General features: G+C 34.1%; 14 protein-coding genes and 1 pseudogene. 8 read left to right on the top strand and 7 right to left on the bottom strand.

Annotation, left to right across the window (positions count from 1 at the left end; genetic code table 11):
* Window positions 1-62: 62 nt before the first annotated feature.
* The 4 genes and pseudogenes from H9636_RS02785 to H9636_RS02770 form a co-directional block, all read right to left on the bottom strand.
* Window positions 63-446 (bottom strand): DUF6262 family protein, encoded by a 384-nt coding sequence (locus H9636_RS02785; protein WP_191706126.1) that lies wholly within the window; start codon window positions 444-446, stop codon window positions 63-65.
* A complete protein-coding gene (locus tag H9636_RS02780) occupies window positions 439-2460 on the bottom strand; it encodes a tyrosine-type recombinase/integrase (RefSeq protein ID WP_191706125.1) in 2022 nt (673 codons plus the stop codon). The genes H9636_RS02785 and H9636_RS02780 overlap by 8 nt, the downstream gene beginning before the upstream one ends.
* A complete protein-coding gene (locus tag H9636_RS02775) occupies window positions 2438-3523 on the bottom strand; it encodes a tyrosine-type recombinase/integrase (RefSeq protein ID WP_191706124.1) in 1086 nt (361 codons plus the stop codon). Before H9636_RS02775 ends, H9636_RS02780 begins: the two co-directional genes overlap by 23 nt.
* A 134-nt stretch (window positions 3524-3657) precedes the next feature.
* Window positions 3658-4749 (bottom strand): annotated as a pseudogene (locus H9636_RS02770) (DNA topoisomerase); the annotation flags it as partial.
* A gap of 296 nt (window positions 4750-5045) precedes the next feature.
* Between H9636_RS02770 and H9636_RS02765 the strand changes: the two are divergent.
* The 8 genes from H9636_RS02765 (at window position 5046) to H9636_RS02730 (ending at window position 13646) form a co-directional block, all read left to right on the top strand.
* Window positions 5046-6680 carry a Na/Pi cotransporter family protein gene (locus H9636_RS02765; RefSeq protein ID WP_225230031.1) on the top strand — a complete coding sequence of 545 codons (1635 nt, stop codon included), beginning with the start codon at window positions 5046-5048 and terminating at the stop codon, window positions 6678-6680.
* 416 nt (window positions 6681-7096) lie between these two features.
* Window positions 7097-7585 (top strand): Cys-tRNA(Pro) deacylase, encoded by a 489-nt coding sequence (gene ybaK / locus H9636_RS02760; RefSeq protein ID WP_191706123.1) that lies wholly within the window; start codon window positions 7097-7099, stop codon window positions 7583-7585.
* A 29-nt stretch (window positions 7586-7614) separates the two neighbouring features.
* A complete protein-coding gene (locus H9636_RS02755) occupies window positions 7615-8283 on the top strand; it encodes a YczE/YyaS/YitT family protein (protein ID WP_191706122.1) in 669 nt (222 codons plus the stop codon).
* Between the two features lie 147 nt (window positions 8284-8430).
* A complete protein-coding gene (locus H9636_RS02750; RefSeq protein ID WP_191706121.1) occupies window positions 8431-9618 on the top strand; it encodes a glycine C-acetyltransferase in 1188 nt (395 codons plus the stop codon).
* Window positions 9619-9709: 91 nt separating this feature from the next.
* A complete protein-coding gene (locus H9636_RS02745) occupies window positions 9710-10780 on the top strand; it encodes a nucleotide kinase (protein ID WP_225230030.1) in 1071 nt (356 codons plus the stop codon).
* Between the two features lie 345 nt (window positions 10781-11125).
* Window positions 11126-12136: a methionine ABC transporter ATP-binding protein gene (locus H9636_RS02740; RefSeq protein ID WP_191706120.1), complete on the top strand. Its 1011-nt coding sequence runs from the start codon at window positions 11126-11128 to the stop codon at window positions 12134-12136.
* Window positions 12129-12797, top strand: a complete 669-nt coding sequence (locus H9636_RS02735) for a methionine ABC transporter permease (RefSeq protein WP_191706119.1) — start codon at window positions 12129-12131, stop codon at window positions 12795-12797. Before H9636_RS02740 ends, H9636_RS02735 begins: the two co-directional genes overlap by 8 nt.
* A gap of 12 nt (window positions 12798-12809) precedes the next feature.
* On the top strand, window positions 12810-13646 hold the full coding sequence (locus tag H9636_RS02730) for a MetQ/NlpA family ABC transporter substrate-binding protein (RefSeq protein ID WP_191706118.1): 837 nt from the start codon (window positions 12810-12812) through the stop codon (window positions 13644-13646).
* A 64-nt stretch (window positions 13647-13710) separates the two neighbouring features.
* On the opposite strand, the gene H9636_RS02725 is transcribed toward H9636_RS02730, so the two are convergent.
* The 3 genes from H9636_RS02725 to H9636_RS02715 all read right to left on the bottom strand — a co-directional run bounded on the left by H9636_RS02725 (window position 13711) and on the right by H9636_RS02715 (window position 17021).
* Window positions 13711-14907 (bottom strand): pyridoxal phosphate-dependent aminotransferase, encoded by a 1197-nt coding sequence (locus H9636_RS02725; RefSeq protein ID WP_191706117.1) that lies wholly within the window; start codon window positions 14905-14907, stop codon window positions 13711-13713.
* Between the two features lie 201 nt (window positions 14908-15108).
* The gene (locus tag H9636_RS02720; RefSeq protein ID WP_451923564.1) at window positions 15109-16281 is read right to left on the bottom strand and encodes a site-specific integrase; all 1173 of its coding nucleotides are present in this window, start codon (window positions 16279-16281) and stop codon (window positions 15109-15111) included.
* 59 nt (window positions 16282-16340) lie between these two features.
* The gene (locus tag H9636_RS02715; RefSeq protein ID WP_191706115.1) at window positions 16341-17021 is read right to left on the bottom strand and encodes a helix-turn-helix domain-containing protein; all 681 of its coding nucleotides are present in this window, start codon (window positions 17019-17021) and stop codon (window positions 16341-16343) included.
* Window positions 17022-17045 lie beyond the last annotated feature (24 nt).

Raw genomic sequence — 17045 nt, 5'->3', positions numbered from 1 at the left:
CCTTTCAAAAACTTCTTTTTAATATAACATATATTGAAAAATGACCACATTAAACATTATAATTATAGGTTATTATAAAAATCATTGTATTTAGCCGCTAATGCATCTTTTAACTCTTGTTTTTCTTTTTCCAAACGTTCGATTTTAAACTTTAAAGATTCTATTATAACATCTTTAGATTTATCAGAAGTATTACCTTTATGATTTGTAACATTCTTTAAATCAGCTTGTTCATTTCTAATCATATCTATTTTTTTACGTATGCTCGTATTCTTATACAAAAATGACTTTGATACAGTACTTTCCTTCGCAACTGTATTATAGTTAATAACTTTTTTGTTTTTTATCATCGATTTAATAGTATCTAGTACCTTTTTTTCAGTATTAAAAGATTTTTGTTTAGCTAATTCTACTATTCTAGTTGTGCTAGGATTTTTATTAGACACGACTTTCTCTTTCCTCCCCAATATATTCACGTCTCTCTTTTGAAAGCCCATTTACTCGTCCATTATTAGATATTTCATTTAAAATTTTACGATAGTTCTCAATTTTTTTGTTAGCAAACTCTAGAGAACGAGAATGTCCATTCTTTTCATAGACTTTTATATCATGTTCTAAAGACTCGATTTGACTTTGATAGTAATTAATAAAGGAACTATCAACATGGAAACTTCTACAATTATTTGCTATACAAGGCGGTTCTATTACTTTTTCTGCGTAGTCACACTTCATTTTGGTGCTTTTAACACACATGCCGTGATCCATACGAATTGAATCATAATTATGACGAATCCATTCAAGTTCTAAATCATTTTCTAATGCTTGATTATCAATATTTATTTTAATCATATGACCATTTTCATTAAATTTTATTCCATCCTTTTCCCGTGCTTTAAAATAGGATTCTTTTAAATTTTGATCATGAATCTTAGCGTAAGCAAGCGTCATTTCAGGCGATGCATGGGCCATTAATCTTTGGACATGCACAATATTCATTCCATTATTAATAAGTGTTACACCATAACGATGCCTAAATGCGTGATTTTTAAATTTATAAATATCTCCATTTACATCTCTTATATTTGCTTTCTTTGCAAAATCGTTTAAAACACGTGATAAGGTTGCAGTAGTTTGTGGTTTCCCTTTACGAGGCCCTCTATATGATACAAATAGATAATCATCAGGATTATTATCAGGAGTTGAATTTTGTTTGCACATTTCTTGTTGAGACATAATGACTTTTGCTAATTCATTAGAAATTGGCACTTTATGATTTTTATAATTTACTTTTCTTTGATCGCCTACTAACCAATAATCACCTTTGTTATCTTTTTCTAAGCAGTTTATTTTTAATCCTAATACGTCTGAACCTCTAAACCCTGAACCTTCCATAACAAGAACAATAGGTATATATCGGCTACTCATAAGGTGAATATTTTCAACCACTTGCTCCCATATATAATCAGGAATATATTTTGGGTTATCAAAAGCTTTGCTTTTAGTTCGGCGAGGGTTATCATTAGGCAAAAATAAAGATTCAATATGGAGTAGGGGGGCTTGCTCCCAATTCAAAACTTTAAGATCGGTTAATAATTTTCTTACTACAGACAAATTAGTGCTTACATATACCTCAGTAGCTGGTATTTTCTTTTTTGTTTTTTTATCAAGGATGAGTTTGTTTTTAATGAATATTAAATAGGTAACAATATGTTTACGCTCAATATTACGTAATTCTAAATCAGGGTAATTTTCATTCAAAAAGTTAAAGAAAATTGAGAGTTCATGTAAATATCTGATTCCTATTGATAAGGTTAAATTTTTCAGTTCAACGACTCTTGTATATAAATATTTTTTTGCTAAGTATCTATAACTTTTATTTACTTTGTTGAAATTTAATTTTTTTGTGGAAGTGTTTGTAAAGTTTAATTCTATCGGCAGCTTACTCCCATCCCAAATATCTTTTTCAAATTCAGGGGTTTGATCAAATATTTTATAAATATAGTCATAAAAAGTGTTCATTAAAGAAAGTGCAGGGGTAACTACTGATTCTTTAGATTCATTTTTTACCCTTCGAACCTTAATGCCAGCATCAATTAGTAGGTTCGTGTACTTTAGCATCAACTCTTCTTTAGGTATCTCTAAAATGGTTTTGATATTAGGATAATTATTATCAATAAATTTTAACATCCTTTTTAAGTGATGCGCTTTTGATTCGAAAATAGTTATTACAGAACTAAGGCTATCATTCAAATTTTTTCCGAAATAATACTTTATTTCGTTTTTTATGTAGGTGTTTTTATAAACAGTAAAATCGATTTTATTTCTATCTTTCCTAACAGGTCTTTTAGATTCTTTAGCTATTTCCATGTCATTTGCTAGCCAAATATCTTGTTTATAAACAGGGTACTGTTGGAAAAATAACTCTATAATATTTTCCTCATTTAGATTTTGATTTAACATTTTCTTTTCCTTTCTCTCTATTTTGAACAACTTTATCAAATTCTGTTCTAATTGATTTCTCAGAGGGATGGATATACATATTTATTGTTGTTTGGACATCTTTATGTCCTAATATTGCTTTAATTATGGATATTTCTACATTACTTTCATGTAGTTCAGTTGCTAATGTGTGCCTGAACATATGTGGAGTAACTTTAAAACCTACCATTTTAGATACAGATTTAAAAAAAGCTTCCACAGTACTATAATCACAAGGCTGCCCTCTTTGATTCCCAGTTAACTTTAAAAATAAATAGTCACTATCAAAGTTATTTTTCTCATGTATTTCATAGATATAATCTTGTAGTAAATTTATTGTATCTGCAGAAAGATACACCCATCTATTTTCTCCATATGGTGTTTTTGATTTTGTTATCAATATTTTCTTATCAGATATATCGATATCCTCCAGTTTTATATTTAAAGCTTCTGAAATTCTCATACCTGTCTCATATAGTATTTGTAATAGTAGACGATTTCGAAGATTCATTTTGTAGTTAAAAATCTTTTTTAACTGTTCAGCGCTCAATTTTTTGTATGTTTTTTTTACTTCCCGTAATTTCAACACTTTTAACTTAGATTTAACACTGGACTTCGTATGTTCTAAAAAGGATCTATATGAATATTTTTTTATAGACTCTGTATAAAAATCTAGTTCAGTTTCCAAAACTTCACTATGAAATCTTGCTAGATAATTATAGAAACCAAATACTGCTGTGACATTATAATTTATAGTATTAGTAGATCTATTTTTACTATGAATATTTCCGTTTCCTTGTAACCAGCCCACATACTTTACAAAATCATCCATAGTAATTTTTTTAAAGTCCATTTGATAAGATTCAACATAATCCCAATATAACTTCAGTCTATAAGCATAAGATTTTATAGTATTAGTAGATTTTTTAATAGTCTGTAGAAACTTAATATATTTATTTACGTAAAAGTAGGGCTTTCCTTCATTTGAAGTTACTAGAAAAATAATTTCATCAATACTGTTCTTAAATTTGACTACTTTAGCCATTATATTCTCCTTAACTTTAAATACTTTAACTATCATAAAACTTTAATATAGATATTTATTATTTTAAGTAAAAAAAATAAGTATCTATATTCTTAAGATACTTTAATTACATTGTTATATTCTACTCTAGATAAATCGCTTACTTTACTATCATCAACAAAGGATTTGTTCGCTTTAATTGGTTTGGATAATACTTTATTTGTCAGTTGACGATATTCACCAATACCACAAGCTTTCAGTCTCTCGGGCAATGTTGCTACAATATCGCTGGAAAGATAACGAGAGTCTGTACGAGGATATGTTAAAACTTTATGCTGCTCATACAATTTTTGCATAATATTTAATGTTTCTTTTGCGGAATAACCAAATATTTTATTGGCATCCCGTTGAAGTTCTGTTAAGTCATAAAGGCCAGGTGCAAATGTCTTTTTTGCTTTTCGATCAATGCTCGTAACGATAGCATTTTGTTTACCTAGTTTCTTAACAATAGCATCCATTTTTTCTTTATTAAAACTTCGGGTATTTCCTTGGGCATCTTGCCATGTTAATTTTAAGTTTTCTGTTGTCTGTGCTTCAATTCCATAATAAGTTTGTGGTTTGAAGTTTTTAATTTCCTCTTCTCTTTTCGCAATAATCGCAACGGTCGGTGTTTGAACTCGACCACAATTTAATTGGGCGTTAAAACGAGTAGTTAAAGCTCTTGTTGCATTTAACCCGATATACCAATCTGCTTCGGAACGAGCGACGGCAGAAGCATATAAGTTTTCGTAGGCTTTCCCAGGTTTTAAGTTTCTAAAACCTTCTTGAATTGCTTTATCTGTTACTGATGAAATCCATAAACGTTTAATAGGTTTTCGAACTTTTGCTTTGTCAATAATCCATCGGGCAACAAGTTCACCTTCACGACCTGCATCGGTGGCAATAATAATTTCCGTTACGTCACCACGTAACAATTGGGATTTGACGGCGTTAAATTGTTTACCAGATTGCTTAATAACTGTTAGTTTTAACCGTTCTGGTAACATTGGTAAATCTTCTAAATTCCACGTTTTATATTTCACGTCATAACTTTCAGGGTCAGCAAGAGTGACTAAATGACCTAATGCCCAAGTTACAATATATTTTTCCCCTTCTAAATAACCGTTTCCTTTTTTATTACATTTTAAAACTCGAGCTATGTCGCGCGCTACAGATGGTTTTTCAGCTAGCACTAAGCTTTTTGCCATGACAAACATCCTTTCTACATTCCATAAGTATAAATATAGCATAGGTTTAATATACTTTCAGTTGATAAAGCGGACGGAAGAAAATGTGGAAGTTCATCAACCTATTGTTAAATTAATTGTTCGAAAATTTCAATAAACTATTAATTATAAAAGTTAAATATTGTGTAGGTGTCAAAAAAACGAATGAATTGTAAAGCTAATGTAAATTTTATATTGCAGTTTTGTAATAACGTTTACATCTCATGTGAGAATAATGAATAATAGTGTCGACAAGATTGAAAGGGTGGAACAAAAAGATGGATTGGCAGACGATGATTTTCCAATTTTTAGGTGGGTTAGGTTTATTCTTATTTGCAATAAAGTATATGGGGGACGGTCTCCAAAAGGCAGCGGGGGATCGTCTTCGTGAAATATTAGATAGATTTACGACAAATCCATTAATGGGTGTTTTAGTCGGAATAGTTGTAACAGTATTAATTCAATCAAGTTCAGGAACAACGGTTATTACCGTTGGGCTAGTTAGTGCTGGATTTATGACGCTACGCCAAGCCATTGGGGTTATAATGGGGGCTAACATTGGTACGACTGTAACAGCCTTTATAATTGGTTTTGATGTAGGGGCGTATTCTTACCCAATCATGGCACTTGGTGCTGTACTATTATTCTTCTTTAAAAAGAACATGATTCAAAATATCGGACAAATTTTATTTGGGTTTGCAGGACTTTTCATTGGTTTAGAAATGATGGGCGATGGTATGAAACCATTGCGTAATTGGGATGCCTTTATTGATTTAACAGTAAGTTTTAGTGATCATCCAATTTTAGGTGTTCTCGCTGGGACTTTGTTCACAGTAGTTGTCCAATCATCATCTGCAACAGTTGGTATTTTACAAGGTTTATATGCGGAAGGTTTAATACCGTTGCAAGGCGCACTTCCAGTGTTGTTTGGGGATAACATAGGGACAACGATTACCGCGGTATTAGCTGCTTTAGGCGCCTCAGTCGTTGCTCGTCGTGCTGCAGCTTCCCATGTCCTTTTTAATTTAATTGGTACAGTGATATTCCTATTAATTTTACCGCTATTTATAAATTATGTTGAATGGATTTCAGGAGTTCTCAACCTTGAAGATAAAATGCAAATTGCCTTTGCCCATGGTACTTTTAACGTAATCAATACAATTATTCAACTTCCGTTTGTAGGTGCTCTTGCTTATATTGTGACAAAACTTGTTCCTGGTGAGGACAAGACAGTTGAGTATGCACCTAAACATTTAGATAAATCATTAATTGAACAATCTCCATCCATTGCTTTAGGACAAGCAAAGGAAGAGGTTGTACGAATGGGTGAATTTGCTGTAAAAGGTCTTCAAGAATCAATGGATTTCTTGTTTACAAGTGATACGAAGCATGTCGGAATGACGGTGCAACTGGAAGAAGCAATTAATAATTTAGATCGCATTACTACTGATTATCTTGTAGAGCTATCAAAGGAACCCCTTTCCGAGCATGATTCTAAAGTACACCATTCATTACTTGAGAACATTCGAGATATCGAGCGAGTAGGGGACCATTTTGAAAACATTGTGGAACTTATTCAAGCAAGAGAAATGAATCGAGTGAAATTTAGTGATGAAGCGAATCAGGAATTAAGAGAAATGTTTGAGTTAGTATTAGATTCGGTAAGTTTATCGGTATTAGCTTTAGATAAGCAAAGTAAAGATTTTGCAAGAGAAGTAATAAGTAAAGAAGATCGTATTGATGAATTAGAACGAGTTTTACGTAAACGTCATATCCATCGTTTAAATCGAGGCGAATGTTCCGCTTCAGCAGGCATTATTTACGCCGATATTGTGAGTAATTTAGAGCGTGTCGGTGATCACGCTGTGAACATTGCTGAAACAATTATTGAAGACAATCATCATATTATATAGTTCCACTAAAATAGCTTCCATAACCAAAGTTAAAGGTATGGAAGCTTTTTTTATGAAGGGGTGATTGCAATAAAAGAGGGTAGATATTCTAATCTAACCCTAAATAAAAATTAACGAAATGTAGCTTTGAATCCGACGGTAAGCGAAGCCGTGATGTGAATCTGAATCGAATTCCAATAAACCTTTAATTTCTTCAACTGTATGTCCCCGTTAGTTGATTTGCAAGGGGGAAACTGTATATTTACCACTCACCAACAAGAAGGACCATACCCTTTCTAAAAGTAAACTAATGATTTTTTTATGTCCGTAGGTTTTATGGGCATTTTTTATTTTCTTTACAAAAGTTATAAACGAGTATTGACAAATTTGATATAGTAGGTGTAGGTTTTTAACTATGTATAGGAGCGGTGATGTAAATGGCGAAAGGAAAACTAGTAAAAACTAATGCAGTTCGTTTGTTGGATCAACAAAAAATCTCCTATAACTTAATTGAATATGATGTGGAAGATCTTCATGTCGATGGCGTGAGCGTAGCAAAAAAAGTTGGACTTCCAGTTTCCCATGTGTTTAAAACATTAGTTACGACAGCGGGAAGTGGGAAGTTTTTTGTATTTGTCATTCCTGTATCGGAAGAACTTAATTTAAAAGGATGCGCGAAAGTTGCTGGTGTAAAGAAATTGGAAATGCTTCTTGTGAAGGATTTGTTAACAACAACTGGTTATGTTCGCGGTGGATGTTCACCTATTGGCATGAAAAAGTTATTTCCAACGTTTATAGATGAGTCTGTCAATCATCTTGAGTATATCGTAGTCAGCGCGGGGAAAATTGGTATGCAGATTAAATTACATCCTCAACATTTAATCAGCGTAACAAATGCACGCGTTGCGAAATTGACAGTATCATAGTTGTTTATTAATAGAAAGAAGGCTTAAAATTGGGAAGAGAATTAAAGTGGAAATGGCTGTTCTTCTTCATTGGGCTCATGGTGATGTCCCTTGGTGTCTCAATGATTATTAAAGGAAAAGCAGTTGGGGTAAGCTCATGGGATGTATTACATGTAGCATTATTTCATCATTTCGGGTTAACTGTTGGATCGTGGTCTATTTTAACGGGAATTGTAATTGTTGGATTAACTTCCCTTTATTTAAAAGAGTGGCCTAAACTAGCAACTATTATCAATATGTTACTATGTGGAACTTTTATTGACTTTTTTAATTGGATTTTACCAAATTCAACTGGATTAATAGTTGATTATATATATTTCTTGTTAGGTGTCATCGTTTTAGGGATAGGTTGTGCACTCTATATTTCTCCTAATCTTGGGGCTGGACCAAGGGATACATTGATGATCATTATTTCTGAAAAGTTTTCTTTATCTATCGGAAATGCTCGATTATTGATGGAAGCATTAATTGCTTGTATCGGCTGGTTGTTAGGTGGCCCTATCGGATTAGGTACAATTATTATTGCTTTTTTTACAGGGTATATTGTGCAGTCGGCGCTCCCTTTTTTCAGAAACATGCTCCATACTAAATTAAATGAATCACTTACTGACAACGTTTTCCCTAGTCGGAAAACAGATAAACTCGCAAAAGAATCGTAGCTTTTGCGAGTTTTTTTGATATTGAATGGAATCTTTGAACAGATACAGTTACACTAAAGGGAGGGTGACTAAAATCAATCCCTCATGTAGAAAAATCCTTTGAATATGCTAAAATCTAACTAACTGAAGTAAAAGGGGATGAAATTCATGTCTAAAATTTTAGATGCATTTCTGAATGAAAATTTAGAAGCTTTACGAGACCAAGGGCTATATAACGAAATTGATGCCGTTGAAGGCGCTAATGGCCCAATGATTCAAGTAAATGGGAAACAATTAATTAACTTATCTTCAAACAACTATTTAGGCTTAGCAACAAATGAAGAATTAAAACAAGTAGCAAAGAAAGCTATTGATAAATATGGTGTAGGAGCAGGAGCTGTTCGTACAATCAATGGTACGATGGACCTTCATGTACTTTTAGAAGAAAAGCTTGCTGAATTTAAAGGAACAGAAAGTGCCATATCGTACCAATCCGGATTTAACTGTAATATGGCCGCTATTTCAGCGGTAATGGATAAAAACGATGCGATTCTTTCTGATCAATTAAACCATGCATCCATTATTGATGGTTGTAGGCTTTCAAAGGCAAAAATTATTGCTTATAATCATTCGGACATGGATGACCTTCGTGCAAAGGCAAAAGAAGCGAAAGAATCCGGTTTGTATAATAAAATTATGGTCATTACAGATGGTGTATTTTCGATGGATGGCGACATTGCTAAACTTCCAGAAATCGTTGAAATTGCAAAAGAGTTCGACTTAATTACTTATGTAGATGATGCTCATGGTTCAGGTGTAACAGGTAAAGGAAAAGGAACTGTAAAACATTTTGGACTGGAAAAAGAAATCGACTTCCAAATCGGTACTCTTTCGAAAGCGATTGGGGTAGTAGGTGGTTATGTGGCAGGGAAGAAAAACTTAATTGATTGGTTAAAAGTTCGTTCCCGTCCATTCCTATTTTCAACAGCTGTAACACCTGGCGATGTAGCAGCAATTACGCGTGCATTGCAAATGATTATGGATTCAACCGAATTGCACGACAAACTTTGGGAAAATGGCGACTACCTAAAAGCAGGCTTGAAAAAGCTAGGATTTAACATCGGTGCGTCAGAAACACCGATCACTCCATGTATTATTGGAGATGAAAAATTAACGCAACAATTTTCAAAGCGTCTTGTAGAAGAAGGGGTTTATGCAAAAGCAATCGTATTCCCAACTGTACCGAAAGGAACTGGTAGGGTACGTAATATGCCAACAGCTGCTCACACAAAAGAAATGCTTGACAACGCACTTGCGATCTATGAAAAAGTAGGCCGTGAATTAGGCGTAATTTAAAGATTGAGGTACCTAGTGAACTAAAACTAGGTACCTTTTTTAGGCTGGCGACATAAAAATAAGGTTAACAAATCGATGGAAGGATGAAGTTTTGACTGGGACAATAACATACTTTTTCGGGCAAGCAATGACTGGGCAAGGCATGAAACATTTATATAAAGAATTAATGAGCACAGAAGCAAACACAGTGTATCTTCTAAAAGGAGCACATAGTTTTAAAATATCTGATTTGCTTGGGAAACTTGCAAATCATTACAGTAACAAAGGAGTAGACGTTGAATACTTCCTTGATCCGCTTTTTGAAAATACCCTCGAGGCAATATTTGTAAAAAAACCATACAACATTCTTTACCTCCAAGCTACCAACCCATCTGTTGAACCTATAGTATTAGGAAAAAGAGATAAAGTCATTTCATTATATGATTGTCTAGATGAGCAGAAGCTTATTTTACATGGTGAGCAACTTGAGCAATTATATGAAACAAAAACAAATTATTATCAAAAATGCTTTTCTGCTTTAGCTAATGCGATTAAAATTCATGATGATTGGGAAGTAGAAACGAGAAGATATATGAACTGGCAAGGGCTAGATAAACAATTTGATGAACTAAAAAACGTTCTTTTTGGGGACGCAAAACAAGCTAAAATGGCAAAAACAACTCACCGTCTCCTTGGAACATTAACACCTGAAGGGGCACGAGATACGGTTCAAAGCATAACGCAAAATCTTGAAAGAAGGCTGTTTATAAAAGGTTACCCAGGCACTGGAAAGTCATCGATGATGAAAAAACTTGCCGACGAAGCTGCTTCAAGAGGATATGATGTGCAAATGGTATGGTGTGGCCTTGATTCAAATTCAGTTGATATGGTGATTTTACCAGAGCTAAATTTTTGTATTTTTGACAGCACTGAACCACATGTTTATTTCCCGGATGAAAGTCGAGTAGGGGATGAAATCTTTGACATTGCTCAGCATTGTCATCCAACAGAGGTTGAAGAGAACAATATACAAAAGATTGTTGCAAAATATAAATCAGCTATTTCTGATGCGACAGTTAATGCCAATTTGTATACTCAGGAAGAGAGAAAAGTACGAGAGATAATAGATCAAGCAATCAATTTAGAAGAATTCGATAAACGGACAGAGGGATTATTTATATAAGCAACTAATTAGTTTTTACTTAAATTATATAGGGGTTTTAAATTGGGGCGTCCAAAAAGGAAAAGTTAATAGACGGCCCAGCCCCTATTCTGCTTTGCTCCTGCGGTACTTCGTAGCCTTATCGAAAAGAGCTTCAAATTCCTTATAAAATAACGACTTTGCTTCTTTTTTTACTATATGGGTAGAAATTTTTTTATTTTAGTTAAAATTATAAAAATAGTTTATTATTTTATGAATCTAACAATTTCTCTGTATTTATTGACAATACAGAGATTTCAATGTATTTTGATAAAATATAGAAATTTAGTTGGTATTAACTAAATGCTAACCAGTGAGGAGAAGTGCATGCTAGAGTTTCAAAATATTACGAAAATATATGAATCTAAAAAGAAACAAATAGTCGGTGTAGATAACGTCTCTCTAACGATTAATAAAGGCGATATTTTTGGTATCGTTGGTTATTCAGGTGCAGGGAAAAGTTCATTGCTTCGCTGTGTCAATCTTTTAGAAAGACCGACTAGTGGAAAGATACTTGTAGATGGTATCGATTTAACAAAACTGTCCGGTAGTAAATTGCGGATTGCCCGATTAAAAATTGGGATGATTTTCCAACATTTTTATTTAATTAGTCAAAAGACCGTTGGAGAGAACATTGCATTTGCTTTACGTGCAGCAAAGACTCCTAAAAATAAAATCCCGACAAAAGTTACGGAATTACTAGAAATGGTAGGGTTAACGGACAAACGAGATGTATATCCTGGGCAACTTAGTGGTGGTCAGAAGCAACGAGTTGGAATTGCTCGTGCCCTTGCCAACAATCCCTCCATTTTACTTTGCGATGAAGCAACTTCTGCACTGGATCCGAAAACGACCCTTTCCATATTAAAGTTGTTAAAAGAAATTAATCAACGATTGGGCATTACGATTGTATTAATTACCCACGAAATGGATGTTGTTAAGGAAATTTGTAATCGAATGGCGATTATGCAGGATGGTCGGGTTATTGAAGAAGGGGAAGTGTATGATATCTTCGCAGAACCAAAGGAGCCTTTAACGAAGGAATTTATTAATAGTGTCGTATCTTTTGAGATTCCAAATGAAATCTTAAAAGAAGTAAATGGACAAGTGATAAAAATTTTGTTTAAAGGTGATGTCGCAGGAGAAGGTGTTATTTCAGATACGATGCAACGTTTTGATGTGAAAGGGAACTTTTTACATGGCACGATTGAATATATTCAAGAACGTCCACTTGGGATTTTTATCATGGAATTACAAGGTGAAACAGCCGCTGTTAATGAGGCCAAGCATTATATGGAACAACGAGGCGCGCTAGTGGAGGTGATTGAACATGTTTGATTTTCCGTATTTTATTAGTATGTTGCCAGATATTTGGAAAGCCTTTACTGAAACGCTAATTATGATAGGAATCTCCCTTTCAATTTCCCTCATCATTGGATTACCCCTTGGTGTATTGTTGTTTGTTACAGATAAAGGGTTATTTTGGGAAAATCGATTTGTCAAAAGTATTTTCGGATTTGCAGTGAATATTATTAGGTCGATACCTTTTATTATTTTACTCGTTGCGTTATTTCCATTAACGAAATTACTAGTAGGAAGTACAATTGGCCCTGTTGCGGCAAGTGTATCCCTTTCGGTAGCAGCGATTCCTTATTTTGCCCGTTTAGTTGAATCGTCATTAAGAGATATCGATAAAGGGGTAATTGAAGCAACAATCGCAGTGGGAGCTACACCGTGGATGATTATAACAGATGTCCTTATTCCAGAGGCGAAATCAACGATTATTCGCGGGATTACTTTAACCGTTATTAGTTTAGTTGCTTACTCTGCGATGGCAGGAACAATTGGTGGAGGTGGTATCGGTGATTTAGCGATTCGGTTCGGCTATTACCGTTATGACGATACAATTATGATTTCAACTGTTGTCATTTTAATTATTTTCGTACAGCTAATTCAATTAATTGGTGAACAGATTGCAAAATCAATCGATAAACGATAAGGAGAGATAGATGTGAAAAAGTATTTATTAACATTTTTTACCCTTGCATTAGCGGTAATACTTGCTGCATGTGGTGGAAACGATGAAGGAACTTCATCAAAAGAAGGTGGAGAAAGTAAAGAAATTAAATTAGGGGCAACGGCAGGTCCTTATAGTGACATGTTAACAAAAGCAATAATTCCCCAATTAGAAGAAAAAGGTTATAAAGTGGAACTAGTTGAATTTAGTGATTATGTTCAACCAAATAATGCTTTAAACAATGGGGATATTGATGCGAATCTTTTCCAACACTCCATTTACTTAGAAACGTTTGAACAGCAAAATGATATGGATTTAGAAGCATTAATTTCAGTGCCAACAGCACCAATGGGCTTCTTCTCAGAAAAGTATAAATCTGTGGAGGAAATTGAAGATGGGGCAACAGTAGCGATTGCAAACGATCCATCTAACGCAGCTCGTACCCTTTTAACGTTACAGGCTCAAGGACTTATTGAAATTGATTCCAATATTGACGAATTAACGGCTTCAGAAAAAGATATCGTAAAAAATGATAAAAACTTAGTGTTCCAACCAGTAGAGGCGGGTTCTCTTCCGCGTCAAATTGAAAATGCGGACGTAGCCGGCGTACCTGGTAACTTTGCATTAGCTGCAGGATTAGATTTAATGAATGCTGTATTTTTAGAAGATATGAATGAAAAATATCGCAATGTTGTTGCTATTAAAGCAGAAAATAAAGATAGTCAGTTAGCAAAAGATCTTGTTGAAATTATTGAATCAAGTGAATATGAAGAAGTAATCGATAAAGACTTCCAAGGTTTTAGTAAACCAGAGTGGATGGTTAATCGATAATAATAAAGAAAGGTTAAGGTGTTTGAATAAACGCCTTAACCTTTTCATTTTATTAATTTTCAGTTCAATTTGATTTCGTTACTGAAATCGGTTCGCCTTTAAATAAACCTAATGCTTCGATACGACTTATCGCTTCTTTTAACCGACTTTCATCTACTAATAAGCCGACTCGAATGTAACCTTCTCCATACTCACCGAAGCCGTTACCAGCCGCAACTGCTACGTTCGCTTTTTCAAGTAAAAGATCGGCAAATTGTTCACTTGTATAGCCTTCGGGAACTTTTAACCATGCAAAGAATGAACCTTTTGGCGCCAATACGTCCCAACCGATGCGATGGGCTTCTTCAATGAATACGTTACGTCTTCTTTCGTAAATAGCAAGTTGTTGTTCTACACATTGTTGATCTTCGTTTAAAGCGGCAATTGCTGCATGTTGAATAGCAGGGAAGATGCTGCAGAATAGATGATCTTGAATTAAGTTTAAAGCGGCAATAATATCCGCGTTACCTACAGCAAATCCAACCCGCCAACCGGCCATATTGTACGTTTTAGATAGCGTGTAAAGTTCTACTCCAACTTCCTTTGCTCCTTCCACTTGAAGGAAACTAGGAGGACGTTCACCATCAAATCCAAGGGCACCGTAAGCAAAATCATGAACAACAGCAATATCATTGTCCTTCGCAAAGTCAACCGTTTTCTGGAAAAACTCAAGATTGGCAGTGGCACCAGTTGGGTTATTTGGATAATTTAAATACATTAATTTTGCTCTTTGTTTTATTTCATCAGATAATGATTCATAATCTGGTAAAAAGTCGTTATCCTCCGTTAGGGGAAGTGTATCATAATGGACATCCCCAAGGACAACTCCTGATAAATAATCGGGGTAGCCCGGATCAGGAAGAAGCATGTAATCTCCCGGGTTTAGAACAGCAATCGGCAACTCAACTAAGCCAATTTTAGACCCACCAAGTATGGCAACTTCCCGGTTCGGATCGATATCGACATCGTATTCCCGTTTATAAAAATTAGCAGCCGCTTCCTTTAATTGTTGAATACCTTGGAAAGGGGAGTACTTATGGGTTTGCGGGTCTTCTGCTGCCAATTGCAATGCACTCACAATATGTGGTGGTGTTGGGCGGTCTGGATTTCCTTGTCCTAAATTGATAACGTCTCGTCCTTCAGCAATCGCTGCATTGACCTTTTGTACAAGGGATGCGAAAAATTGAGTAGGGAGTTTTTGCAGTTTGTTTGATAGTTTCATCGTTCATTCCTCTTTTTCCCATTTTATAGTTTTCCTTAAACTGAACTACAAGGTATAAACGCTATACTTTATACCGAATTCAGAATATAATTACTATTAGATATGTAGGAATAATAGTACTAATAGGAAAAGAAGTCAATAACACCAATACTTCAAGTTCTATATATTATTAACTTCCCCCAAATCCTCCCCCAGTAGCATCTATTTTTCTTTAGCAACAGCTAAACTTTGACTGAAAATTTTAACTGCTTCTTTCTCTAAATCCTTTAAGATATGACCATATACTTTGTAGATCATATCCGTTGAATTTCCCAAACGTTCAGCAATAAGTTTCACTTCTAAGCCTCGGTTTAATAAAATGGTTGCATGAGTATGGCGTAAACCATGAGGAGTAATTTTATGAAGTTTCGTACGTTCTAATGATCTGTTCAAAATGTCATTTGTTTTTCGAGGAAAAATAGGAACAGCACCATATTTTGAAATAAATACGAAGGAATCATCTTTTATTTTTTGACCATATCTAAACATCCTTTTTTTACACCAGGCCATATATGTTCCGAGTTGATTAATAACAACATCATCAATTAAAATTTTTCTAAGACTATTTTTTGTTTTAGGTGAATTGATGGTTTTATCATCCCTAGTTCTCTCAATTGTTATTGTGTGATTATCAAAATCAACATTTTTCCATTGTAGGCCTAGTGCCTCACCTTTACGCATCCCGGTGTAGGCAAGTGTTAAAAATAGGGTGTAAGCAGTAATATCCTCATTTTCTTTGATATCATGTAATAATAGATTGAGTTGACTTTCATTCAAAAAATTATCTTGTAATTCTTCGTGACCCTCAACAATCGGCAAAACAACTTTTCTAAATTTATTACGCAATAATATTTCTTCTTCAACTGCTGCGTTAATGGCAATCGTAAAAATACTATGCCATATATGAATACTTCGAGCGCTATATTTTCCCTCTAACACATTGATAAAGTCGCGCTGGTACATTGCGCGATCAAGGTTTTGCAACTTACAACGCCCTATTAGGGGCTTTAAGTGGAGGTTTATAGCATTTTGACGTTGAATTCGTGTATTCTCTTTCCATTTTTTATGGTTCATCTCATACCATAAATCTAACCAATCACCAACAGTTAAATTTTCATTCTCTATATGCTTAGTTTGTCCATTCAATAATGAGGCTTTCACTTGGAGTAGAGCCTTAAGTGCTGCTTTATCTGTTTTAAATCCACTTTTACTTTTTTCTCTACGTTTTCCTAACGCATCGTAATATCTATGGCGAAACATCCACAATTTTTCATTGCTTGCATTGAAATAATGATATAATTCAGGTTCTTTTCCATGTTTATAGTATTTTGTCACATTTACCATTCCTTTCATTGCTTGGCGAGCGTGTGCACAGGAATAGGTAAGTGAAATTTTTAAAATTTCTTAAACACATCAGATTGTAGATTTCTTATTACAAAAAAGTGGTTCATACCTTTTATAAAGTTTTGTGTAGCGTTTGCATTTAAAGAATACTTTTTAGAATCTATTATCCACTCCTTCATCACTTTAGTTAATTCATTTATCAGGTTGTTATATATGTCTTGATGGAATGATGTGTTGATTTTATTGTAAACCTCATAAACAAAGGACTTTCTTTCTGCTGCATTATCAAATTCAATTTTTAAATCAATTCCGTAGTTAAAGTCCCCAGGATCAGACAAAGAAAACTTTCTATCTTCGATAAGTGAACAATGCAAATCGAAACTTTCTGTTTGCGAGTTTTTAACCACGTCCATAATTACGTCAACATTCACATCATTAATATAAAGATGATCTTCTGAAATAAAAGCGTCCTTTATTTCGTCAACTATTTCGAAATTAATGTGATTTACATAAACAGCAAAATTAATGTCTAAAGGTTCGTATTCGTAAAACTCGCATGGTGTCACGCCTAAATACTTACATAATGTATTAATAGTATCTAACCTCATCATTTCACTGTCATTTTGAGCAATAGAAGTAATGGTATTCCTCGAAATGCCAGTATCTTTAGCCACTCTTGTTATTTTTAATCCTCTTTCGCCCATTAAAGCAGCAAGGTTATTTCTAATCATATTTTTAACCACCTTTCACAATAA

The organism is Ureibacillus galli (genome assembly GCF_014836845.1).
Taxonomy (GTDB): domain Bacteria; phylum Bacillota; class Bacilli; order Bacillales_A; family Planococcaceae; genus Ureibacillus; species Ureibacillus galli.
Note: the sequence above shows the minus strand (reverse complement) of the source record. Positions and strands in the feature narration are given on the sequence as shown.